This window comes from Streptomyces sp. NPDC001406, from assembly GCF_042895285.1.
Classification (GTDB): Bacteria; Actinomycetota; Actinomycetes; order Streptomycetales; family Streptomycetaceae; genus Streptomyces.
This window is the reverse complement of sequence record NZ_JBIAWG010000010.1, coordinates 90,233-113,920: the sequence shown is the minus strand read 5'-3', so window position 1 is coordinate 113,920 and position 23,688 is coordinate 90,233. Positions and strand designations below refer to the sequence as shown.

General features: G+C 71.7%; 18 protein-coding genes. 9 read left to right on the top strand and 9 right to left on the bottom strand.

Annotation, left to right across the window (positions count from 1 at the left end):
* Nucleotide 1: 1 nt before the first annotated feature.
* The 3 genes from ACFY1J_RS24615 (at nucleotide 2) to ACFY1J_RS24605 (ending at nucleotide 2,464) form a co-directional block, all read left to right on the top strand.
* A complete protein-coding gene (locus ACFY1J_RS24615) occupies nucleotides 2-1,042 on the top strand; it encodes an ArsR/SmtB family transcription factor (RefSeq protein WP_390731922.1) in 1,041 nt (346 codons plus the stop codon).
* The gene (locus ACFY1J_RS24610) at nucleotides 1,029-1,535 is read left to right on the top strand and encodes a glutathione peroxidase (RefSeq protein ID WP_390709784.1); all 507 of its coding nucleotides are present in this window, start codon (nucleotides 1,029-1,031) and stop codon (nucleotides 1,533-1,535) included. The genes ACFY1J_RS24615 and ACFY1J_RS24610 overlap by 14 nt, the downstream gene beginning before the upstream one ends.
* Before the next feature lie 80 nt (nucleotides 1,536-1,615).
* Nucleotides 1,616-2,464: a MerR family transcriptional regulator gene (locus ACFY1J_RS24605; protein WP_390709783.1), complete on the top strand. Its 849-nt coding sequence runs from the start codon at nucleotides 1,616-1,618 to the stop codon at nucleotides 2,462-2,464.
* 133 nt (nucleotides 2,465-2,597) lie between these two features.
* Here the strand turns inward: ACFY1J_RS24605 and ACFY1J_RS24600 are convergent, their stop codons facing one another.
* From ACFY1J_RS24600 to ACFY1J_RS24590, 3 genes are all read right to left on the bottom strand, one after another.
* Nucleotides 2,598-2,789: a DUF397 domain-containing protein gene (locus tag ACFY1J_RS24600; protein ID WP_263209855.1), complete on the bottom strand. Its 192-nt coding sequence runs from the start codon at nucleotides 2,787-2,789 to the stop codon at nucleotides 2,598-2,600.
* A 190-nt stretch (nucleotides 2,790-2,979) separates the two neighbouring features.
* Nucleotides 2,980-3,837: a helix-turn-helix transcriptional regulator gene (locus ACFY1J_RS24595; RefSeq protein WP_363298248.1), complete on the bottom strand. Its 858-nt coding sequence runs from the start codon at nucleotides 3,835-3,837 to the stop codon at nucleotides 2,980-2,982.
* A gap of 266 nt (nucleotides 3,838-4,103) precedes the next feature.
* Nucleotides 4,104-4,859 carry a GPP34 family phosphoprotein gene (locus tag ACFY1J_RS24590; protein ID WP_363298249.1) on the bottom strand — a complete coding sequence of 252 codons (756 nt, stop codon included), beginning with the start codon at nucleotides 4,857-4,859 and terminating at the stop codon, nucleotides 4,104-4,106.
* A 211-nt stretch (nucleotides 4,860-5,070) separates the two neighbouring features.
* Between ACFY1J_RS24590 and ACFY1J_RS24585 the strand changes: the two genes are divergently transcribed.
* On the top strand, nucleotides 5,071-7,974 hold the full coding sequence (locus ACFY1J_RS24585; protein ID WP_390731921.1) for a D-alanyl-D-alanine carboxypeptidase: 2,904 nt from the start codon (nucleotides 5,071-5,073) through the stop codon (nucleotides 7,972-7,974).
* 197 nt (nucleotides 7,975-8,171) lie between these two features.
* On the top strand, nucleotides 8,172-10,082 hold the full coding sequence (locus ACFY1J_RS24580; protein ID WP_390709781.1) for an MFS transporter: 1,911 nt from the start codon (nucleotides 8,172-8,174) through the stop codon (nucleotides 10,080-10,082).
* Nucleotides 10,083-10,099: 17 nt separating this feature from the next.
* On the opposite strand, the gene ACFY1J_RS24575 is transcribed toward ACFY1J_RS24580, so the two are convergent.
* Nucleotides 10,100-10,942, bottom strand: a complete 843-nt coding sequence (locus ACFY1J_RS24575) for a hypothetical protein (RefSeq protein ID WP_390731920.1) — start codon at nucleotides 10,940-10,942, stop codon at nucleotides 10,100-10,102.
* A gap of 97 nt (nucleotides 10,943-11,039) precedes the next feature.
* Between ACFY1J_RS24575 and ACFY1J_RS24570 the strand changes: the two genes are divergently transcribed.
* Both ACFY1J_RS24570 and ACFY1J_RS24565 read left to right on the top strand, forming a co-directional pair.
* Nucleotides 11,040-11,825 (top strand): SDR family oxidoreductase, encoded by a 786-nt coding sequence (locus ACFY1J_RS24570; protein WP_390732026.1) that lies wholly within the window; start codon nucleotides 11,040-11,042, stop codon nucleotides 11,823-11,825.
* A gap of 218 nt (nucleotides 11,826-12,043) precedes the next feature.
* The gene (locus ACFY1J_RS24565; protein WP_390731919.1) at nucleotides 12,044-13,591 is read left to right on the top strand and encodes a sodium:solute symporter family protein; all 1,548 of its coding nucleotides are present in this window, start codon (nucleotides 12,044-12,046) and stop codon (nucleotides 13,589-13,591) included.
* A gap of 167 nt (nucleotides 13,592-13,758) precedes the next feature.
* Here ACFY1J_RS24565 and ACFY1J_RS24560 read toward each other — a convergent pair whose 3' ends face one another.
* A complete protein-coding gene (locus ACFY1J_RS24560; protein ID WP_390731918.1) occupies nucleotides 13,759-14,877 on the bottom strand; it encodes an ADP-ribosylglycohydrolase family protein in 1,119 nt (372 codons plus the stop codon).
* A 141-nt stretch (nucleotides 14,878-15,018) separates the two neighbouring features.
* Nucleotides 15,019-17,499 carry a tetratricopeptide repeat protein gene (locus tag ACFY1J_RS24555; protein WP_390731917.1) on the bottom strand — a complete coding sequence of 827 codons (2,481 nt, stop codon included), beginning with the start codon at nucleotides 17,497-17,499 and terminating at the stop codon, nucleotides 15,019-15,021.
* Nucleotides 17,500-17,589: 90 nt separating this feature from the next.
* On the opposite strand from ACFY1J_RS24555, the gene ACFY1J_RS24550 reads away from it, so the two are divergent.
* Nucleotides 17,590-18,084 (top strand): DUF2165 domain-containing protein, encoded by a 495-nt coding sequence (locus tag ACFY1J_RS24550; RefSeq protein WP_390709776.1) that lies wholly within the window; start codon nucleotides 17,590-17,592, stop codon nucleotides 18,082-18,084.
* Here ACFY1J_RS24550 and ACFY1J_RS24545 read toward each other — a convergent pair.
* From ACFY1J_RS24545 to ACFY1J_RS24535, 3 genes are all read right to left on the bottom strand, one after another.
* Entirely contained in the window at nucleotides 18,077-18,661 is a 585-nt protein-coding gene (locus ACFY1J_RS24545; RefSeq protein ID WP_390709775.1) for a hypothetical protein, read from the bottom strand. The genes ACFY1J_RS24550 and ACFY1J_RS24545 overlap by 8 nt on opposite strands.
* A 123-nt stretch (nucleotides 18,662-18,784) precedes the next feature.
* On the bottom strand, nucleotides 18,785-21,370 hold the full coding sequence (locus tag ACFY1J_RS24540) for a bifunctional FO biosynthesis protein CofGH (RefSeq protein WP_390709774.1): 2,586 nt from the start codon (nucleotides 21,368-21,370) through the stop codon (nucleotides 18,785-18,787).
* Between the two features lie 69 nt (nucleotides 21,371-21,439).
* Complete coding sequence (locus ACFY1J_RS24535; RefSeq protein WP_390731916.1) at nucleotides 21,440-22,306, bottom strand: LLM class F420-dependent oxidoreductase; 867 nt, start codon at nucleotides 22,304-22,306, stop codon at nucleotides 21,440-21,442.
* Between the two features lie 74 nt (nucleotides 22,307-22,380).
* On the opposite strand from ACFY1J_RS24535, the gene ACFY1J_RS24530 reads away from it, so the two are divergent.
* On the top strand, nucleotides 22,381-23,688 hold a 1,308-nt coding region (locus ACFY1J_RS24530), incomplete at its 3' end, for a CehA/McbA family metallohydrolase (RefSeq protein ID WP_390731915.1).

The following is a 23,688-nucleotide window of genomic DNA, read 5'->3' as shown; positions in this document are numbered from 1 at the left end:
GATGGGCTGGTGGCAGGTCGACGCGGACACGCTCGCGAGCAGCCGGTTCGTCCTCTCCCCCGTCGCCGAGACCTTCGCGTGCCTCAAGCTGCTGCACGCGGCCGAGGGCGCCCATCCCGGGGAGCAGGACTGGCTGCGGACGCATCTGCCCGGTTACCGGGCCCGGCTGGCGTCCGACCCGGTCACCGCGGTGCTGGTGCGCGCGGGCCTCGGCGCGGACTGGATCGCCGACTTCCTCACGCCCACGCCCCGGGACGGCGAGACGTTCGAGCAGGGCGTGGCACGGGTCCGTGCGGCCCACCCGGCGGACGCCCGCGCCCATCTGCGGGTGTCCCTGGCCGGGCCGCTGCCGCCCGCCCTGGACCGGGACGACCTGCCGGAGCGGGCGGCCGCGCTCCTGGAGTACGTCTGGGAGGAGACCGTACGGCCGTACTGGCAGCGGCGCCGACGCGTCCTGGAGGCCGATGTGGTCGCGCGGACGGCACAGGTGAGCCGGGGCGGCTGGGCGGCCGTACTGGACTCGATCCGGCCGGGGCGGACACGGTGGCTCGGGGACAGCAGGCTCCAGGTGAACCGGCACGAGTACCCGCCGCGCGAGATCTCCGGTGCCGAACTGGTCTTCGTTCCGGTGACGCCGCAGCGGCACGGGTGGGTGTCGTGGGAGGAGCGGGACCGGTACGCGGTGATCTACCCCTGCGCGGGCGTGCTCGCCGACGGCCGCGCCGCGCCCGTGCCCGCGAGCCTGGGCGCGCTGCTCGGGGCGGCACGGGCCGGGGTGCTGGTGCTGCTCGACTCCCCCATGAGCACCACCCAGTTGACCGCGGTGACCGGGCAGGGCCTCGGGTCCGTCGGACGGCATCTGAAGGTGCTGCTGGACGCGGGGCTGGTGGAGCGGCGGCGGGCGGGCCGCTCGGTGCTGTACTCGCGCACCGCGGCGGGCGAGGTCCTCGTCGAGGCCGGGAGCCGAGGCCGGGAGCCGTCGGCACACCGGTCACCTCCGGGACACTTACCGGAGTTAGCATCCGGTTATGACGACTACTGACGACAACGGCTCCGTACTGGACGTCGAGATCGGCGCCCTCCGGGGCGGTTCCGCGGACCTGCCGCAGTACGCGGGCCAGGCCGTGCTCATCGTGAACGTGGCCTCCAAGTGCGGGCTGACCCCGCAGTACATCGGCCTCGAGCGGCTGCAGGAGCGCTACGCCGGACAGGGCTTCACCGTGCTGGGCGTGCCCTGCAACCAGTTCCTCGGGCAGGAGCCCGGGAGCGCCGAGGAGATCGCCGAGTTCTGCTCCGCGACGTACGGCGTGACCTTCCCGCTGACCGAGAAGGTCGAGGTGAACGGCGAGGGCCGGCACCCGCTGTACGACCGTCTGGTCGGCTTCGCCGACGCCGAGGGGCACGACGGGGACATCCGCTGGAACTTCGAGAAGTTCCTGATCGGGCGGGACGGCAAGGTCGTCGCCCGCTTCTCGCCGCAGACCGAGCCGGAGTCGGCCGAGCTCGTGGCCGCCGTGGAGGCCCAGCTCTCCTAGTCGGGTTGACCTTGCCCCTGGGGCAAGGGTGAGCGTCCTAGTCACCGGGCGGAAGGCGCCCGGTGACGGAGGATGGCGTAGTGGACGACGAACTGCTCACCATCGGCGCGTTCGCGGCGCGGGCCAGGCTCTCGGCCAAGGCCCTGCGGCTGTACGACCGGCTCGGACTGCTGTCCCCGGCACGCGTCGACGGGGCCAGCGGCTACCGCTACTACCGCGCCGACCAGGCGGAGCGTGCCCGCCTGGTGGCGCTGCTGCGGCAGCTGGACATGCCGCTCGCGCGGATCGCCGAGGTGGTGGAGGCGGACGGGCCCGAGGCCGCGGACCGGCTCGCCGCGTACTGGGCGGACGTCGAGGCGCGGGTCGCGGGGCAGCGGACGCTCGCCGAGTACCTCCGTGGACGGTTGTCCGGGAGGAGTGCGGAGATGTACGGGAAGTTCGTGGTGGAGACGGTGGACGTGCCCGAGCAGGTGGTGATCACCGAGACGCGGCACACCCTGGCCGACGAGCTGCCGGCGTGGATCGGGGCGTCACTGGGGCGGCTGGAGTCGGCGGCACGGGAGTGCGGGGGCGTCGCGGGTGCCCCGTTCGTCGTCTACCACGCCGAGGTGTCCATGGAGAGCGACGGCCCCGCGGAGTCGTGCGTACCGGTCGCGGACGCGGAGGCGGCCCGCGCGTGGGCGGCCCGGCACGGGCGGACCTGGGAGACGAAGGTGAGGGTGGAGCCGGCCCGGCGGCTGGCGTTCACCCGCATCACCAAGGCCCAGGTGGCCCATCCGCAGATCCTGGCCGCCTTCGAGGCGGTGGAGGAGTGGATGTCCGGTCAGGGCCTGGAGATGGCCGGGCCGTGCCGGGAGGTGTACTTCGCGGACTGGGAGGCGTCGGGGGCACATGACCCGGTGTGCGATGTGGCGTTCCCGGTGAAGTGAGGGCCGTGGCAGGAGCAGAAAGAGGGTGAGCCCCCTCGGCAAGGACGGCGGGCTGGTCGAGAGGGCTCTGGGTGGTGCTTGTGCAGTTGTCGTGTAGGTGTCCGGGGCTTGTTGGCGAGGGTCAGGGAGCCCCCTAAGCCTTGACCGAGGCCACGAAGGCGTTCCAGGCGTCGGCGGGGAAGGCGAGGACCGGGCCCTGCGCGACCTTGGAGTCGCGCACGGCGAGCTCGACGGCCGCGGCCGACTTGACCTCGACGCAGGCTCCGTTCCCTGCGGAATAGGAGGACTTGGTCCACGTCTCCGTGGCGCCCTGAAGCAGTGCCATTTCCACTCCTGTAGCGAGTTGCTGTAGTGCCATTCACGCCAACCATGTCGATCGATTGGCGTGATCGACGCTACTCGGCAACATCCCTTCCTGGAGTGGCTGTTCACTCAACCGGATGGCATATTCCAGGTGAGCCTTCCGCTGGAGCGTTACACCGGTGTACGATCCGGCGCTTCACGCGGGACCCCCCTCAACGGGCGTACTCTTTGGCCACGTCTGCAATGTATTGCCGGGATTGCTCCACATTCAGGGACTGTGCCCGCAAGTGCTCATACATCACGGCGTACTTCTGGACGTCGTGCGCCTTCTCCAGATAGAGATCACTGGTGACGCCCTCCAGGTACACCACGCTGGAGTCGGCCGCGTCGGCGAACTCCAGGATCGCGTACTGGCCGTTGAGCCCGGGGTGCGCGCCCACCTCGAACGGCAGGACCTGCACGGTGACATGGGGCAGCTGGGACATCTCGATGAGGTGCTCCAGCTGCTCCCGCATGACCAGCTTGCTGCCGACCACCCGGCGCAGCGCCGCCTCGTCCAGCACCACCCACAGCCGGAGCGGGTTGTTCTCGGCGGCGATACGTTCCTGTCGCCGCAGCCGCACCTGGACCCGCTTCTCGATGTCGGTCGTCGAGGTCTCCGGCAGCGCGCCCTGCACCAGGGCCTCCGCATACGCCCGGGTCTGCAACAGCCCCGTGACCAGCTGGGGTTCGTACACCCGCAGCGACTCGGCGTCGGTCTCCAGGCCGATGTAGACGCTGTACGGGATGTCCCCGAACGCATGCCACCAGCCCTGTTGCCGGGAGTCCCGGGCCATCTCCATCAGCGAGTCGACGACCCGCTGGTCCTCGACCTCGTACACCCCGCACAGATCACGGACGTCACGCTGGCTGATGCTGCGCCGGCCGTTCTCCAGACGGCTGATCTTCGACTGCGAGACCAGCAGTCGCTCCGCCACTTCCTCGGCCGTCATGCCCTTGAGCTCGCGGAGCCTGCGCAGCTCCTGGCCCAGCCGGCGTCGCCTGACGGTTGGATTGACATTGGACGCCACGGGACGTGCACCTCCGGCTGCCTGCCTGTACCTGGCACTTTGCGTATCTGCTGTTGAGCAGACTGCCACCAAGGTGCTTACTACCGCTGGCAAACGGTGGATATGCGGCGCGTACGCGTCAGTTCGGGCACAAGCAGCCGAGCGGGGCGGTGAGACACGGTGTCTCACCGCCCCGCTCGGACCAGCGGCTCCCGAACCGGGTCTGTGGGGACTGACGGTGCGGCGGTCGTGCGGTGTGCGCGGGTGCGCTGCCGTGGTGCTGCGGCTCAGTGGACCACGGCGCGCGCCATGGAACCGTGGCGCGGTTGCATCGGAACGCCACGAGCGGGTTCCGCTGCGGCCCTGGCTCCCGGTCCGGCCTGGCGGCCGGCGGAGGCCGGGTTGCGGCGTGGCTGGGCCACAGCGCCGTTCTGGACGTCCATCACGGCGTGTGCCACGAGGCCGCCCATCGGGTCGTGCCGGATCAGGTCCCGCAGCCGGGAGCGGGACGAGCGTCCCTCGTTCCCCGGATACAGGTGCTTGCCGAGGCCGACCGCGTGCGCCAGGGCGGCGAGCGCCGCGGTCCGCGGGTCCGGCGGTACGCCGGTGCGGATCGCGGAATCCAGCCGGGAACGGATCTCCCGGCTGATGGCGGTGTCCGTCGCCTGGTAACGAGTCGTCGGCAGCACCCCGCACATCTGCCCCGGCACGGCGGCGACCATGCCGCACCGCTCCAGATGCGAGAGGTACGTCTGGCGGAGCCCGAGACGCGGCCCGCCGATCCAGTGGACAGCACGAACCGGAGCGCCGCGCCTTCGCAGCAACTCCAACGCGCAGTCCAGAGTTGGATCTCCTGTCGGCCGTGGCACCACCACGGCGATACGATCCCCGTCTGGGGCTATCCGTCCGGCCAGCGCCAGCTCCACTAGCTGTGCTCCGGCCAGACCGAGGTCGAGCGACTGCGGCTGCGCAGTGGTACCCGTGGCCGGGTCCAATGCCAGCAGCAGAAGCTCCTCCGGAATTGTTCTGCGGCTCCTGCCCATCCATGCCTCCCCGCGTGGATGAATGACAGGGTGACCCCTCTCACATTGGTCTGTCGAGGGTGCGTGACCGGTTCGTGAGGGAACCGGTAGGTATGTCGTTCTCGTCTAGCCGCATGGGTTAAGCCCGCACACAGGACACTGGTACATGGTTCGGACAGCGTCGGGGAGGCGGGGTCCGGACTGCGGTTAGGGCACGGAGGGCGTGCGGCACATGGAGGAGGCATCGGTGGCGGGCGAGTCCCCCGACAAGTCGAAGCAGCGCGAGTCGTCGGCAGAACCGACGCCGGGGAGCGGGGGTCCGGTTCCCGAGGCACGCGACCCGCGTCTCGCGGTGTCCCGCCGCACCGCGGACACGGCGACCCGTGTCCTGTCGGTCCGGGACGTGCCCGCTACCGCGGGAGGCCCCGAGCAGGAGGCCGAGGACAGCCGCCTGCGCGCGGCGGTGGCAACGTGGGTCCGCACGGGCGGCTCCGCCGGGGCCGACGAGGAGACCCAGGCGAACTCCGAGGGCGAGGGGGCTCGGAGCGCGTCGCAGGCGGACTCCGGGCCCGAGGACGCCCGGAGCGCGGCACGGGCCGACTCCGAGGCCAAGGGGAAGGCCGCGGCCGGTTCGGAGACCGAGGACGAGAGGCACGCGGACTCCGACGGCGAGGACGAGCAGGGAGCAGCACAGTCCGGCTCCGAGGCGACGGACGGGGTCGGGTCGGCGGCCGACGCCAAGGGCGAGGGCGAGTCGGCAGCCGACACCGAGGCCAAGGGCGAGGGCAGGTCGGCCACGGTCGAGACCGAGCACGACGAGGCGGCGGGCCGGGGCGACTCCGAGTCCGAGGACGCCCGAGGCGCGGCGCAGGCGGACTCCGAGGCCAAGGCGAGCGAGACTGCCGCCGGTTCGGAGACCGACGACGAGACGCACGCCGACTCCGACGGCGAGGACGACCACGGAGCGGCACAGCGCCAGACCGACTCCGAGCCCGAGGACGCCCGGAGCACGGCGCAGGCGGACTCCGAGGCCAAGGCGAGCGAGACTGCGGCCGGTTCGGAGACCGACGACGAGGCGCACACCGACTCCGACGGCGAGGACGACCACGGAGCGGCACAGCGCCAGACCGACTCCGAGCCCGAGGACGCCCGGAGCACGGCGCGGGCCGACTCCGAGACCAAGGCGAGGGAGGCTGCCGCCGGTTCGAAGACCGAGGACGACGAGGCGGCGGCTCAGGCCGACTCCGAGCCCGAGGACGCGCGGAGCGCGGCCCAGGCCGACGCCGAGGACGGCGAAGCCCCGGAGGCGGGCGGCGGCGGTGACGTGGACGAGCCTGCCGCTGACGCCGAGCCGGCTTCCGCGTCGAAGGTGGATGCCGACGCAAAGGGCTCCGCCCCGAAGTCGACGCCCGACCCCAGGACGCCCCGCGACCCGCGAGCCGCCGACGGCGGGGACGCCCCACAGGGGCCACCCGCACCCAAGGACGAAAGCCGCACGGGTGGTGCGGGTGGGAACGGCACGGCCGAAGGCGAAGCCGAGGCCGAGGACGCCAAGCCCACCGACGCCCCCAAGCCCCCCGTCGACCACCCCACCGCCGTCTTCAAGGCACCCAGGCCCAAGCCCCAGGTCGACCAGCCGACCACCATGCTCAAGCTGGGCGGCACGCCGAAGCCGAAGCCCTCCGAGCCGGCGGAAGCCGAACGCACCAGCAAGTTCGTCGCGCTCAAGCCCCTCGACGACCCGGCAACCCGCACGCCGAAGCCGCCGGCCCAGGCGCCCGCACCGGCCCCGGCCGACGTCACCACCGCCATCCCCCAGGTCGGCCCGGAGCGCACCACCCAGCAGCCGCTCCCGCCCAAGCCCCCGCTCGACCTGCTCGCCGAGCTGACGAACACGCCCCCGCCGCCGGAGACCCCGGTCAGGACGATCGTGCGGCGGGTCAAGATCTGGACCCCGCTGGTCGTCCTACTGGTGATCATCTTTGCGGTCGTACAGGCCATGCGCCCCCTGCCCACCCCCACCCTCGCGCTGACCGCCGAGGAGTCGTACCAGTTCGAAGGCGGCAAGGTCACCCTCCCCTGGCCCTCCGAGGGCCAGGGCTGGATGGACGTCGACGGCATCGGCACGATGGACAGCTTCGGCAAGCAGACGCCCGTCGCCATCGGCTCGGTGGCCAAGACGATGACCGCGTACATCGTGCTGAAGGACCACCCGCTCAAGGCGGGCGAGGAGGGTCCGACCATCACCGTCGACGCCACCGCCGAGAAGGAGGGCGGCTACGACAAGACCGGCGAGTCCACGCTCAACAGCATCAAGGCCGGCGACAAGCTCACGCTGAAGCAGGCCCTGTCGGCTGTCATGATCCCGTCCGCGAACAACATCGCCCGTCTGCTGGCCCGTTGGGACGCGGGCGGCTCCGAGGCGGCGTTCGTCAAGAAGATGAACGCCACCGCCAAGGAGCTCGGGATGACGGCGACGACGTACACCGACCCCTCCGGACTGAAGGAGACCACCGTCTCCACGGCCGGGGACCAGGTGAAGCTCGGCAACGCGGTCGTGAAGGTCCCGGCTCTCGTCGCGATCACCAGCGCGGCCAGCTGGAAGGACCCTTCCGGACACAACTGGCCGAACTACAACCAGCTCCCCTACCTCGTGGGGGCGATCGGCATCAAGACCGGCAGCACCACCGCGGCCGGCGGCAACCTGCTCTTCGCCGCCCGCAAGAAGGTCGGCGGCGAGACGGTCACCGTCGTCGGCGCGATCCTCGGCCAGCACAAGCCGTCGATCCTCGACACGGTCAACGCGGTCAGCAAGACGGCGCTGCTCGCCGCCGAGGACGCGCTCACCTCGGCGAAGACCGTGAAGAAGGGCGATGTGGTCGGGTATGTGGACGACGGCCTCGACGGGCACACCCCGGTGGTCGTCACCGAGGACGTCACGGCCGTCGGCTGGGCCGGTCTGAAGGTGAAGCTGTCCTTCGCGTCCGACACCGTCCCGCACACCGCGAAGGCCGGGACCAAGGTCGGCACGCTCACCGTCGGTGACGGCAAGAGCGGCGCGGTGCAGGTCCCGGTGGCCCTGCAGAAGGACCTGACCGAGCCCGGCTTCGGCAGCAAGCTGACCCGTCTCGGCTGACGCATACGGCACGTTCCGTCACCGCACCCCGTCGCGGAGCCCCCACCCGGGAGCCCCGCGGCGGGGTGCGTGCTAGCGTCACGAATCGGGGCAGGTCGCCGGTCAGCGGGACCAGGCCGCGAACTGGACGAGAAGCGGCCGGGAACACCAAGGGACACGGCCGAGAACAGAAGACGGGACACGGGGAGTGCCTTCAGGTGGCCACAGCGGAGCCGACACGCGCCGACGACGCCGATCCGGGCCCGGGATCCGGCCCGCGAATACGCCTGCCCGAAGCTGACACGGACGGTCACGGCACCGGGACACACGGCCCCGGCGACAGCCGCGACGACCGCCGTGAGGACGGCCCGGGCGCCGGCCGCACCGGCAGACGGGCCCGGCTGCTCGCCGCCGCCGAGCCCCTGCGACAGCGGCTGCTGCTCCATCCCGTGCTGTCCATGACCGCACTGTCCGGTGTGCTGCACGTCATCTGGTTCTTCACATTCGCCAACAGCGGCGGCGACCTCGCGGCGCAGGACGCATGGGCCGAGTTCGTCGGCCGGCACCCCGATTCGGCGTACAACCTGGCCTGGTACGGCGGGATGCACCCGGTGTCGTACAGCGTGGTTTCGCCCTACCTGATGTCGGTCCTCGGTGTCCGTACGACGATGATGATCGCCGGGACGGTCTCGGCGGGCCTGCTGACGTTGATCCTCGTCCGCAGCCGGGTCGTGAAGAACCCGCTGTGGGCCGCGCTGGCCGGGGTCTTCGCGCTGATCTGCAACGCGGTCTCGGGCCGGGTGACCTTCGGTCTCGGCACGGTGTTCGCGCTCGGCGCGGTCGCGGCCGTGTTCTGCTGGCCGTACCGCTGGCGGCACAAACGGTGGGCGAAGGCCCTGGTCGCCGCGCCGCTCGCCGCGCTCGCCACCATGGGCTCCCCCGTCGCGGGCCTGTTCGTGGGCCTGGTCGCGGCGGCGCTGTTCCTGCAGAAGCGGCGGCCGGGCGCCTGGGCGCTGGGGCTCGCGCCGACGGCGGTCGTCGCCGTCTCGGCCTGGCTGTTCCCCTTCTCCGGCACCCAGCCGATGACGATCTTCTCGGTGATCCTGCCGCTGGCGTACGGGCTGCTGTGCCTCTTCCTCGTCCCCAAGGAGTGGCGGACCGTCCGGCTGACCGCCGCGGTCTTCAGCATCGGGGTGGTACTGGTCTGGCTGGTCAGCTCGCAGATCGGGTCGAACATCTCGCGGCTGCCGATGCTGTTCGCGGGCGTGACGCTGATCGCGGCGCTGCCGTTCGCGGTGCCGCGCTCGCGCAAGTGGTACACGATCGTGCTGGCGTTCCTCGGGACCGTCGGCTGGATCGGCTTCAAGTCGGTCGACGACATCATCCATACGACCCCGGCGGCGTCCTGGGCGCGCGAGCTGGCCCCGCTCGTGAACGAGCTGCAGGAGGTCGGCGCCGAGAAGGGCCGCGTCGAGGTGGTCCCGGCCCGCTCGCACCGCGAGGCCTCCGCGCTCGCGCCGTACGTCAACCTGGCCCGCGGCTGGAACCGCCAGGCCGACATGGAGCGCAATCCGCTCTTCTACGACGACACGCTCAACTCGGCGAACTACCACGAGTGGCTCCAGCGCTGGGCCGTCCACTTCGTCGTGCTGCCCAAGGACGATCCGGACGGGGACGGCGGCGAGCGCGAGCGGGCCCTGGTCCAGCGCGGTATGCCGTATCTGAAGCAGATCTGGGGCGACGCCAACTGGCAGCTGTTCAAGGTGACCGACCCGGCGTCGCTCGCCGAGCCCGACGCGGTGGTCGACCGCGCCGAGCAGGGCGAGCTGACGATCGAGGTCCGCCACGCCGGCCGCATCCTCATCCGCATCCCGTACTCGCCGTGGCTGAGCATCGTCGACGCCCAGGGCAAGAGCCTCAAGCCGCCGCAGGAGACACGGGCCTCCAAGCACCGAGCGAACGGCACGCCGAAGTCGTACGACAACGTCAACGGGTGCCTGATGGAGACACAGCAGGACGCGCAGGGGGACAAGTGGACGATGTTGCTGGCACCCAAGGCCGGTACGTACCGCTTGGCCGCGCCCTACCAGCTGCCCCGGGGCACTCCCTGCCCCGACGAGCTGAAGTGACCGCCCGGCGCCCCGGATCAGCCGCGTAGCTCCGCCACGTACCGGTCCGTGCCCGGAATCGTCGGGATGAAGGGCGCCACCAGCTCGACCCGCCCCAGTCCCGACTCCGCCACCTGCTCGTCCAGGCCGGTGAAGTGCCCCTGCCAGCACTCCCGGGGGTCCGTCTCCAGGAACCACAGCAGGGTGAGCCGGGTGTCGACGCCCTCGACCTGCTTCACATAGGTCATGCGGTCGCCGGGGAGCGGGGTCGGGCGGAAGACGGTCACCATGGCCGTCGGGGAGGCCGCCACCCGCTTCGGGAGGTGCCGGGAGCGGAGCCACTGAAGGAGTTCGGCGCGCCGGTCCGGGGACTCGGCGTCGATGACCTCGACCACCAGGCCCGCGTAGGGATGGTCGAGGGCGTGGAAGTCCCTCGGTCCCGCCGCGCCGTCGCGGTAGACGGTCGTCTCGTGGTCCTGGAAGGCCGTGAAGACGTGGGTGCGGTCCTGGTAGACGCGGGCGTCGCGGTTGAGGCGCTTGTTGATGGCGACGGTCCACTTCATGTGGTCGTCGTAGCGGCCGTCGGTGATCCAGTACGTCGAGATGTAGCAGCCGGCGGTGACGGGCTGGGCTATCGCGGACTTCTCCGGGTAGCGCAGGAGCTGGAGGTCCCGCGTCGCCACCCAGCGGCGGCCCGCGTACATCCAGGGCATGGCCATCGCGCCGGCGTAGTAGTGGTCGTCCTCGTACCAGCGGTTGTAGGCGAACTCGTGGCCGGGGTGCGGCTCGACCATGGTGATCAGGGCGTGGCCGGGGCGGACGCCGTACGGGCCGACGGCGGCCAGTTCGGCGTACCGCTCGCTGCGGGTCTCATCGCTCATGCCGTTCCCCTTCCGCTTCCGCTCTCTCTTCCGTCCTCCGGCGCTCGCCCATACTCTGACGGACCGTCAGATGAAGCGCCAGGGTCGGGAGGCCGCCATGTCACTGCTCGCGGGCAAGACCGTCGTCGTCTCGGGGGTCGGTGCGGGTCTCGGCCACCAGGTCGCGGCGGCGGTCGTACGGGACGGGGGGAACGCGGTGCTCGGGGCGCGCACCGAGGCCAACCTCGCGAAGAGCGCTGCCGAGATCGATGCGGACGGGGCGCACACGGCGCACCGGGCGACGGACATCACCGACGAGGGGCAGTGCGAGGCGCTGGCGGGGCTGGCGCGGGAGCGGTTCGGGGCGATCGACGCCGTGGTGCATGTGGCGGCCTGGGACTCCTACTTCGGCGGTGTCGAGGACGCGGACTTCGCGACCTGGCAGTCGGTGATCGACGTCAATCTGCTGGGGTCGCTGCGCATGACCCGGGCCTGTCTGCCGGCACTGAAGGAGCGCGGCGGTTCGGTCGTCTTCATCGGGACCCAGTCGGCGGTCGCCGCGCCCTCACAGGTGAAGCAGGCCGCGTACGCCGCCTCGAAGGGCGCCCTGACCAGCGCGATGTACTCCCTGGCCCGGGAACTCGGCCCCCACCGGATCCGCGTCAACACGGTCCTGCCCGGCTGGATGTGGGGCCCACCGGTACAGGCCTACGTCCAGTTCACCGCCCACACGGAGTCCGTACCGGAGGCCACGGTCCTGAAACGCCTGACAGCCCGCATGGCCCTCCCGGAACTGGCGACGGACGGCGACGTGGCAGACGCGGCGGTGTTCCTCGCCTCCGACCGCGCACGGGCCATCACCGGGCAGTCCCTGCTGGTCAACGCCGGGGAGCTGATGCGTTGAGGCGATGCTCCCAGCTCGACGAACTGTTCACATAGGTGAACCAAGGTCAGCAAGCAGAACATTTTTGCTTGCTCTTGACCTTCCGCTTGCTTGTCGTGCTCGCGTAACCGCACCCACGATGAGCGGGCACTTCGCGGCCTTCCCCGTCCCCGCTCCGCCTATGCGAAGTGCCAGCCAGCTGGGCGGAGTTCACAAGGCGGACCCTGGAAGGGGGGCATATGAACGGTCTCGACTGGACCGTGCTCATCGCCTACTTCGGCGTGATGGTCGCGATCGGCATCTGGTCGCACAAGCGCGTGGACGACGTCAGCGACTTCTTCACGGCCGGCGGCAAGATGCCCTGGTGGCTGTCCGGCATCTCGCACCACATGTCCGGCTACAGCGCGGTGATGTTCACCGGATACGCGGGCATCGCCTACACCTACGGCGTCACCTCCTTCGTCACCTGGTCCTTCCCGATCGCGCTCGGCATCGCCATCGGCTCGAAGATGTTCGCGCCGCGCGTCAACCGGCTGCGGTCCAGGCTCCATGTCGCCTCCCCGCTGGAGTATCTGAAGAACCGTTACAACCTGCCCACCCAGCAGGCCCTGGCCTGGTCCGGCATGCTGCTGAAGATCGTGGACGTGGGCGCGAAGTGGGCGGCGATCGCAACGCTGCTGTCGGTCTTCACCGGCGTCTCGCTGAACCAGGGCATCCTCATCACCGGCGCCATCACGGCCGTGTACTGCACGATCGGCGGCCTGTGGGCGGACGCGCTGACCGAACTCGGCCAGTTCGTCATCCAGTTGCTCGCCGGTCTGTCGATGTTCGTCGCGGTCGTGATCAAGCTCGACGACAAGAACATCGGCTTCCTCGGCGCCTGGGACGAGCCCGCGCTGCACGGCCACGGCAAGCCGCTGGTCGGCCCGTACGGCACCGTCTTCCTGCTCGCGTTCCTCTTCATCAAGCTCTTCGAGTACAACGGCGGCATGCTCAACCAGGCCCAGCGCTACATGGCGACGGCCGGCCCGCGGGAGGCCACCCGCTCCGCACGTCTGTCGGCGGCCCTCTGGCTGGTCTGGCCGGTGATCCTCTTCTTCCCCATGTGGATGTCGCCGCTGCTGGTGCACGCCAACAAGCCGGACGGCTCCGACTCCTACGCCCTGATGACCGAACAACTCCTGCCGCACGGCCTGTTGGGCCTGGTCATCGTCGGCTTCTTCTCCCACACCATGGCCATGTGCTCCTCCGACGCCAACGCGATCGCCGCGGTGTTCACCCGGGACGTGGCACCGGTGCTCTCGGCCCGGGCCCGGGCCTGGAACGAGCGGTCGGGGCTGATCGCGGCGCGGGTGACCACGGTCGTCTTCCTCGGCCTGTCCATGTCGGTGGCGACGCAGGTCAACTCCCCCACGTTCAAGGACATCATCACCGTCGTCATCAAGTGGGTCGCCGGTCTGATGGGCCCGATCGCCATCCCGATGATGCTGGGCCTGCTCCGCCCGTTCCGCCGCTCCGGCCCGACGGCCGCGCTCACCAGCTGGGCGGCGGGGCTGCTGGCCTTCTGGCTGGTCAACTACCCGATCAACTGGAACGTCGACGGCGGAGTCCCGCTCCAGTACCAGGTGTCCGTACCGCTTGTCGTCTCCCTGGTCCTGTACATCCTGATCGGCTACCTGAAGCCGGAGGACACCCCGGAGCGGCTCGCGATCATCGAGCGGATCAACACGGACGGAGACGGGGCGGCGGTCCCGGTGCCGGCCACGGCGGGAACCGAGCCCGCGTAACCGCGGGCGGCCGGCGCGAAGGCAACGGCGACGGCCAGGGCCTGTCCGGCGGATCAGGCCGGCTCCGGGCAACGGTGCCTCACCAGCGCAGGTGAGCGGGGCGTGGTGCGTCCAGCTGCAAGGGCGTGCCACGCCCCGCGACTCCGGCATGATCCGCCGGACAAGCCCTAGGCGCCTCTCGGGTACCTCGCCAGCCACCCCGGAGCCGCCCCCGCCGGACCGTGCAGTGCCGGGCCCTGGGTCATCTCCATCGCAAAGTCGTCGGCCAGTTCCAGGATCGTGGGGCGGCCCTCCAGTTCGGCCAGCCAGGCCGGCGGGAGGGCCGTTTCGCCGTGCAGGGCGCCGAGCAGACCGCCGGTCAGCGCGCCCGTGGCGCCGGAGGGGCCGGCCTGGTTGACCGCCAGGCACAGGCCGTGCCGTACGTCCTCCCCCACCAGCGCGCAGTACACGGCGGCGGCCAGCAGACCGTCCGCGGCCCCGTCCCCCGCCAGCTCCTCCACCCGTGCCGGGCCGGGCATCCCCTGCCGCACCGTGCCCAGCGCGTGCTGGAGGGCGTCGGAGACGGGCTGGTGACCGGGGCGGACGGCGAGCAGGGCCAGCGCGCGCTGCACGGCGCCGTCCAGGCTGTCGCCGCGGGCCAGCGCGTGCACGATCACGGCGTACGCGCCCGCCGACAGATACGCGGTGGGGTGACCGTGGCTCTGGGTCGCGCACTCCACCGCCAGCTGCAGCACCAGCTGCGGCTCCCAGCCGACCAGCAGCCCGAAGGGTGCCGAGCGGACGACGGCCTCCGGACCCAGCTCGCCCGGGCTCTTGGGCACCTCCAGCGTGCCCATGTTCTCGTCCCCGAAGCCGATCAGCAGCGCACGCGACGGATCGCGGCGGGCGTACAGCCACTCCTCGCGGGCCAGCCAGCCGTCGTCCTTGCGGCGCTCGTCCGGGCCCCAGTCCCGCTGGGTGGCCGCCCAGCGCAGATACGCCCGGTGCAGATCGGTCGGCGGATGCCAGGCGCCGGTGTCACGGCGGACCTGGGCGCGTATCAGCCCGTCCACCGTGAACAGGGTCAGCTGGGTGTGATGGGTCACGGCGCCGCGTCTGCCGTAGGCGAGGGCGAGGTCGACGAGGCCCTCGACGCCGTACGACGTCTGGATCTCCTCCGTGGTGAGCCCGTCGACGGGGGCGCCGAGCGCATCCCCGACGGCGGCGCCGAGGAGGGTGCCGCGCACCCTGCTGCGGAAGTCCTGCTGCTCGGCGCGGCCCCAGACGGCGCCGGATGTCGCATCCACCGAGACCTCCTCACAGCGGTGTCCGTACCTACGACAGCTCAGCACTGTAATCGACCGGGGACGATCGGTTCACGGGGGCAAATCATCCCGGCCCGGTCATTCCCGTACAGCGATGAGCGCTTCGGGTGACCGGGGAGTCGGTCAGCGGGTGAGGCGGTCGTGCAGGGTGCGGGCCGGGGGGTAGTCGGGGCTGAGCTCCAGCGCGCGGGTCGCGTCGGCCAGCGCCCTCTCCGGGTCTCCGAGGTCGAGGTGCACCTCCGCCCGTCGGCACAGGGCCCATGGGTAGGAGGGGTTGAGCTCCAGGGCCCGGTCCAGGTCGGCGAGCGCCTCGCGGTGGCGGCCGAGGTTGGACAGCGACACCCCCCGGCTCGCGTATGCCGACGCATATTCGGGGTCGATGGCGAGCGCGGTTGCGTAGTCGGCGAGGGCTTCCTCGTCGCGACCGGCCACGCGCAGCGCGTCACCCCGTTCGCAGTGGCCCCAGCCCCAGTCGGGCCAGAGGGCGATCGCCCGGTCGAGGTCGGCCAGCTGCCGGTCGTGGTCGCCGAGGCCGCGCCAGACCCGGGCCCGGCGGCCCAGCGCCCAGGCATAGTCCGGCTTGAGTTCCAGCGCGCGGTCGAGGTCCGCCAGCGCCGCGTCGAGATCGCCGGCGCGCTCGTGGGCGGCGCCGCGCGAGGCCCGGGCGAACTCGCTGGCGGGGTCACGGAGGATGCCTTCGGTCAGGTCCCGCAGCGCCTCGTCGTGGTGGCGCAGGAGGCGGTGGTACTCGCCGCGCAGGATGACGTTGTACGGATTGTCCGGCTCCAGCGCGACCACCCGGTCGAGACCGGCGACCGCGGCCTCGTAGTCCCCCAGTCCGCCCCGGGTCGCGGCCTTCGCACGATGCGCCCGCACCAGGTCCGGGTCGAGGGCGAGGGCACGGTCGTACTCCTCCAGCGCCCGCGCGTGGTCGCCGTCCCGCGCGAAGGCGTCACCCCGCAGCGCCATCGCCTCCGCCCGCCACGGCTCGTCGCCCCCCGCGCGATCCAGCAGCAGCCGGAGCGCCTCGGCCGGCCCGCTCCCCGCGAGCGTCTCCGCCAGCCCGTTCCCCCAGGTCCGCACGGCCTCCGCGGCCGCGTCCTCACCCGCCTCGACCAGGACCCTCGCCCAGCGCAGCGCCACCTCGTCGCCCTGCCCGCAGGCGTGGACGACATCGGCCAGGATCGCGGGCAGTGCGGCCCGGGGCGCCGCGCACAAGGAGTGGTAGGACTCCGCGAGCCGCAGCTCCCGCCAGTCGGCGTCCGCCCACCGGCGCAGGGGGTCCAGCCCGGCCTCGGCCTCGTCCCGCCAGCGCCCGAACACCTCCGCGAGCCGTCCGTGCCGCTCGGCCCACCCCCGCGGCGACCGCGTCCGCTGCAACCGCAGCATCGGCACCCGTACGACATCGTGGTACCGCACCCGCTCCCCGCGCCCGTCGACGAACGGCAGCCCTCTCAACCATTCGTACAGCGAGTCGAGTTCGGTCTCCTCGCAGTCCACCACCGCCCGGAACACGTCCGCGTCCAGCCGCCGGGGCAGCGCGCAGGCCAGGGCGACACCGCGCCGTACCGGATCGCGCTCCCACTTCAGGAACCGCTCCACGGCGTCCGCGCTCGGATCGCCCACGTCGTCCGGATCGGCGGGCCGGGCCTGGGCGAGCGTGGAGACGAGCACCGGCAGTCCGCCCGTCAGCCGCAGCACCTCGGCGACCACCGGTTCGTCCCGCACCCCCCGGTCCGCCAGCAGCCCCCGCGCCTCCGCCTCCGTGAACGCCCCGAGCGGCACATCGGTCATGAAGTCCGCGAAGCCGCCCCAGCGGGCGGTGTCGAAGGGACGCTGGCCGGAGGTCACCACGACGACGTTGGCGGGCAGTACCCCGTACCGGTCGGTGGTCATCACCTCGTGCAGCCAGCCGTCGAGGAACGGCCCGGTGCGTTCGTAGGTGTCGAAGAACAGGACCAGCCACGGGACCGCCGACGCGACGGCGGCCAACTCGGCCAGCAGCACCGGCGTCAGCACCCGCTCCGGGGACAGCACCAGCTGTACGTCCTCCTGATTGCGAAAGCGCGCGCTGAGTCCGGCCCGCAGCCGGTCCGCGCCCTGGGCGATCCGGTCCGCGTCCAGCGCCGGCGCGAAGGCACCGGCCACCGGGACGAGGCCGAGGCCCACCAGGCCCGCCCGGGCCAGCGCCAGGCTGCCCGCCGACGGCCCGTCCGGTTCCGGTACGGCGACGGCGGCCGCCTCCGCCTCGTGCCGACGCTCGCGGTGCGCGGCCAGCATCCGGTCCAGATCCTTCAACCGGTGGCCCTGCGCGGCGAGTTGGCGGCCGATCACGGCCATCGTCTCCGGCACGCTCCCGGCGCCCTCGTCGACATACACGGTCGGCGCGCCGAGTTCCCGCGCGATCTGCTCCAACTCCCGGACCAGAAAGGTCTTTCCGACGCCCGCGTTACCGTGCACATGGAAGAGGAAGCGGTGCCGCTCGTCCTCGGGCGGGATGCCGAAGTTCGCCCGGAACGCGGCCCGTTCGGCGCCACGCCCCACGAAACCGGCACGCCTGCGCCGTGCGATCAGCTCCTGCATCGACGGCCGCGCCTGCGCCATCCGTCCGTTCCCTCCTCCGGAGCCGACACCCCGTCATTCTGGCTCAATCCGAGCGGCACGTGGCGGGCCGGGCAGGGAAAGATCACCTCCATGGCCACTCCCACCTCACGCACCCTTCCCCTCGCCGCGGCCCTGCTCACCGCCACCGTCGCCCTCTACATCTCCCTCGTCGCCCTGGGGAACATCACGGACTTCGGGACCAACCAGCAATTCGTGCGGCATGTTCTCGCCATGGACACCACGTTCAAGGACGACGACCTGATGTGGCGGGCGATCACGAACAAGGGGCTTCAGGACGCCGCGTACATCGCCATCATCGTGTGGGAAACGGTCGCGGCGCTCGTGCTGATCGCCGGGACGTGGTTCTGGGCGAGACGCCGGCACGACCGCGCCCGGCAGCTCTCCACCTACGGGCTGCTGATGCTGATGCTGCTCTTCGGCGCCGGGTTCATCGCGATCGGCGGTGAGTGGTTCGCCATGTGGCAGTCGAAGACCTGGAACGGGCTGGACGCGGCGACCCGCGTCCTCGTGCTCACCGGGATCGCCCTGATCGTCGTACAGCTGCCGGAGAAGTCGGCTACTTGACGACGGTCACCTTGGTGTTCGGCTCCGTGCCGAAGGTCCACAGTGCCGTGCCGTCCGCCTTGGGCATGCGGATGCCGCTGGTCTGCTTGCCCGCGGCGGACGCCGGGGAGGAGCCGTCGACCGCGTTGGAGAAGGCGATCGACAGGCCCGATTTCGCCGCGAAGTACAGAATGTGCTCGATCTGCACACCGTCGGAGCCGGTGGTGGCCGCGAGGGTCTTGGAGATCGTGTAGGTGCCGGGGTCGGGGCTCACCGTTCCCGGCCACACCGTGAAGGAGCGGCCGGCCTTGTCGCTCGCGTCGACCAGCCACACCCGCTTCTGCCCGAGCGAGTAGACGACCCGGCGGCCCGTGCCCGAGGCGGCCGGTATCGCGGGGACCGCGGACGTCTTCGGCTTCGACTTGGGCTTCGACGAGCCGGACCCGTGCGCGCCGGCCGACGCCGAGGCGCTCGGCCGGACGGACGCGGCCGTCGGGTGCGGGCCCCTGTCCGCCTGTACGGCGAGGACGACGACGGCGGCGGTCGCCCCCGCCGTAAGGCCGGTGACCCAGGCCCACGAGGGCAGTCGGGCAGGCACGGGCACGCATCTCCTCAGCTCCGGGTCCCCCATCGCACGGGGGTCGGATCATCGTACTGCGAGCGCCCCAGAGCACTGCCTCAGTCCAGCCCGCTGCAGGCCGCCGTCCGGCCCCGGCAGACCTCAGTCCAGCACCGGCAGCAGCTCCGGCAGATGCCCGTCCGACGCCGCCGCCGCCCGCTGCCGCTCCTCCGACACCTCCCCGTACAGCGTCGTCCGCGGCCGCGCCGGGCGGCCGGCCGCCTGGGCCACCGCGATCAGGTCCTTGACCGACTTGTACGAGCCGTACGACGAGCCCGCCATCCGGGAGATCGTCTCCTCCATGAGCGTGCCGCCCAGGTCGTTGGCGCCGGAGCGGAGCATCTCGGCCGCGCCCTCCGTGCCCAGCTTCACCCAGCTTGTCTGGATGTTGGGGATCCACGGGTGCAGCAACAGCCTGGCCATCGCCGTCACCGCCCGGTTGTCCCGCGTCGTCGGCCCGGGGCGCGCGATGCCCGCCAGATAGACGGGCGCGTTGGTGTGGATGAAGGGCAGGGTCACGAACTCCGTGAAGCCGCCCGTCCGCTGCTGGATACCGGCCAGGGTGCGCAGATGGCCGAGCCAGTGCCGGGGCTGGTCGACATGGCCGTACATCATCGTCGAGCTCGACCGGATGCCCAGCTCGTGCGCGGTCGTGACGACCTCGATCCAGGTGGCCGCGGGCAGCTTGCCCTTGGTCAGCACCCAGCGGACCTCGTCGTCGAGGATCTCCGCCGCCGTGCCCGGGATGCTGTCGAGGCCCGCCTCCTTGGCGGCCGTGAGCCACTCGCGGACGGACATGCCCGTGCGGGTCGCGCCGTTGACCACCTCCATCGGCGAGAAGGCGTGCACATGCATACCGGGAACCCGGGCCTTGACCGCCTTGGCGATGTCGAAGTACGCCGTCCCGGGCAGGTCCGGATGGATCCCGCCCTGCATGCACACCTCGACCGCGCCCACGTCCCACGCCTGCTGGGCCCGGTCGGCGACCTGCTCCAAAGACAGGGTGAAGGCGTCGGCGTCCGTGCGGCGCTGGGCGAAGGCGCAGAAGCGGCAGCCGGTGTAGCAGACGTTGGTGAAGTTGATGTTCCGGGTGACGACGTACGTCACGTCCTCGCCGACCGCCGACCTGCGCACGTCGTCCGCGATCCGGGTCAGCGCGTCCAGCGCCGGACCGTCCGCATGGAAGAGGGCCAGCGCCTCGGCGTCGGTCAGCCGTGTCGGGTCGTCGGCCGCGGTCGCCAGGGCCGCGCGGACGTCGGCGTCGATCCGCTCCGGCGCCATCCCCGGGGCGGCCGCCTCGCGCAGGGCGCCCCAGTCGCCGTACACCTCGTCGAAGTCGTCGCGCCGGTCGGAGGTACGGCCGTCGGTGTCGATGGTGCGGTGCAGATCGGTGCGCCCGGTGGCGACGAATGCCTCCTCCGGCTCCTGCCAGGGGTGCCCCTCGACGACCGCGTCCGGCCGTGCCAGGCCCGTGTCCGGGTCCGCCAGGGCCCGCACGTGCGGCAGCAGCCGCGGGTCCAGCCAGGGCTCGCCGCGCGTGACGAACTCCGGGTACACGCACAGGCGTTCACGCAGCTCGAAGCCGGCCGCCCGGGACCGCTCGGTCAGCTCCTCGATCTGCGGCCAGGGGCGCTCGGGGTTGACGTGGTCGATGGTGAGCGGGGAGACCCCGCCCCAGTCGTCGATGCCGGCGCCGATGAGCCGCTCGTACTCGCTGTCCACGAGGTTGGGCGGGGCCTGGAGGCAGGCGGCCGGGCCCATGATGTGCCGGGCCACCGCCACCGTGGCGACCAGTTCGTCCAGTTCGGCGTCCGGCATCCCGCGCATCGCCGTGTCCGGCTTGGCGCGGAAGTTCTGGATGATCAGCTCCTGGATGCCGTGGTAGGAGCGGGAGACGCGGCGCAGCGCGAACAGGGAGTCGGCGCGCTCCTCGTACGTCTCGCCGATGCCGATGAGCAGCCCGGAGGTGAAGGGCACGGAGGAGCGGCCGGCGTCCTCCAGGACGCGCAGGCGTACGGCGGGCTCCTTGTCCGGGGAGCCGTGGTGCGGGCCGCCGGGCTCCGACCACAGACGGGTCGCCGTCGTCTCCAGCATCATGCCCATCGACGGGGCGACCGGCTTGAGCCGCTGGAAGTCCGTCCAGCTCATGACGCCCGGATTGAGATGGGGCAGCAGGCCCGTCTCCTCCAGGATGCGGATGGAGACGGCCCGGACGTACGCGACGGTGTCGTCGTAGCCGTGCGCGTCGAGCCACTCCCTGGCCTCCGGCCAGCGGTCCTCGGGCTTGTCGCCGAGGGTGATCAGGGCTTCCTTGCAGCCGAGGGCCGCGCCCTTGCGGGCGATGTCGAGGACCTCGTCCGGGGACATGAACATCCCGTGCCCGGCGCGGCGGAGCTTGCCGGGGACGGTGACGAAGGTGCAGTAGTGGCACTTGTCCCGGCACAGCCGGGTGAGGGGGATGAAGACGCTCTTCGAGTACGTGATGACACCGGGCCTGCCCGCCGCTTCGAGGCCCGCGTCCCGTACCCGGGCGGCGGACGCGGCGAGGTCCTCGAGGGCCTCGCCGCGTGCCTGGAGCAGCACCGCCGCCTCGGAGACGTCGAGGGCGACGCCGTCCCGGGCACGTCTGAGGGCGCGACGCATGGAGTTCTCGGTCGGGCCGGTTCCGGAGGTCGCGGAAGTCGTCATTGTTTGAGCATACGTTCGGGTTGATCAGGGCAAAGAGGTGCTGTCCGATTCGTCCCCGGCCGCTCGTCGTTACACGGTGTCACTGGCTCCTGGCAGGTATCGGGCGTACTCGTCGAGCACCCGCAGCACCTCCGACTCCCCGGCGGGCGGCAGCTGCACCACGGTTTCCCCAATGCCGAGTTCGGTGTAGTGGGCGAGCTTTCCGGGGGTGGGCTGAACGGCGTACGGCACCACCTGGAGGGCGGCCGGGTCGCGCCCGGCGTCCGCCCACACCGAGCGCAGCACGGGCAGCGACTCGGCGAGCCCGCGCCCGCCGATCGGCATCCAGCCGTCCGCGTACTCGGCGATGTGCGCGAACAACTTGGGCCCGGCGGCGCCGCCGACGAGCGTACGGGGCCCGACGACCGGCCCCCTGGGCTTCTGGGCCGGCTTGGGGTGGGCCCGGCTGGCCCGCACGCTCCCGAACTCCCCCTCGTAGGCGGTGGGTTCCTCCTCCCACAGCGCACGCATGAGCCCCATCCGGTCGCGCACCAGCTCCCGCCGCGTACGCCACTCGACCCCGTGGTCGGCGGCCTCCTCGACGTTCCAGCCGAAGCCGAGGCCGAGCGTGAACCGCCCGTCGGACAGATGGTCCAGGGTCGCGATCTGCTTGGCGAGGGCGATCGGGTCGTGCTGGGCGACGAGCGTGATGCCGGTGCCGAGCCCCAGCCGCTCGGTCACCGCGGCGGCCTGCCCGAGCGCGACGAAGGGGTCGAGCGTGCGGCCGTACTCGCGCGGCAGCTCACCGCCGGCCGGGTACGGGGTGGTTCGCTCGACGGGGATATGGGTGTGTTCGGGCAGATACAGCCCGGCGTAGCCGCGCTGTTCCAGCTCACGGGCGAGCCGGACGGGGGCGATGGTCTCGTCGGTCAGGAAGATCGTGACGGCGATTCGCATGTCCCAGGTGTACCCAGCCCCGGGCCGGCTGTCGATACCGACCGGTAGGCACTGCCCCTGGCGGTATCGCGCCGATGACGGGACCGGCCGCCGCGTCTAGGTTGGGAAAGGTGAGGACGATACGCGGCACCCTGCCGCCCGGCTCCCCGGACTACGTCTACGTTCCTGTCGAAGTCCCCGCAGGCGTGAGCGAGTTGAAGGTCTCCTACACCTACGACAGGCCTCCCGTGCCACCCGGCACCCCCGGGAACGCCCTCGACATCGGACTCTTCGACGAACGCGGTACCGAGCCGGGCGGCGAGGGCTTCCGCGGCTGGTCCGGCGGCGCCCGCACCGAGTTCTTCGTCCGCGCGGACGAGGCGACACCGGGCTATCTCCCCGGCCCCCTGCGCGAGGGCACCTGGCACATCGTCCTCGGCCCGTACACGGTGGCGCCCCAGGGCCTGGCCTACGAGCTGACGGTCACGCTGACGCACGGCGAGCCGGGCACCGCCGTACCACCGGTGTACCCGCCCGCCCGCGCCAGGGGCCGGGGCCGGGCCTGGTACCGGGGCGACTGCCATCTGCACTCCTGGCACTCCGACGGCCGCCGCACCCCGGCCGAGATCGCGGCGCTGGCGCGGGCGGCCGGCCTGGACTTCATCAACAGCTCCGAGCACAACACCAACGCGGCACACGCCCACTGGGCCGCCGAGGCGGGCGACGACCTGCTGATCCTGCTGGGCGAGGAGGTCACGACGAGAAACGGCCATGTACTGGCCCTCGGCACCGACCCCGGCACCTTCGTCGACTGGCGCTACCGGGCACGGGACCACCGCTTCGGCCGCTTCGCCCGGCGCATCCACCGGGCCGGCGGCCTGGTCGTCCCCGCCCATCCGCACGCCACCTGCGTCGGCTGCGCCTGGAAGTTCGGCTTCGCGGAGGCGGACGCGGTCGAGGTGTGGAACGGCCCCTACACACCCGACGACGAGGTGGCACTGGCCACCTGGGACGCGCAGCTGGTGGCTTCGGTGCGGGAGTCGGGACGGGGCTGGCTCCCCGCGATGGGCAACAGCGACGCCCACCGCGACCCGGACGTCGTCGGCATGCCCCAGACGGTCGTCCTCGCCGACGACCTCACACGGGAGGCGATCTTGGAGGGCCTGCGCGCGGGCCGCTCGTACGTCGCCGAGTCGAAGAACGTGGCGCTGACGTTCACGGCGACGAGCGAGGACGGGCAGCGGGCGGGCATCGGCGAACGGCTGGAGGCGGACCCCGACACCCCGGTCACCGTGCGCCTGGAGGCCTCGGGCACCCCGCGCTGCACCGTCCGCCTCGTCACCGACCAGGGCGTCCTGCTGACGAGCGACCCGCTGCCGGTGACCGGCTCCGGGGTGGTCGAG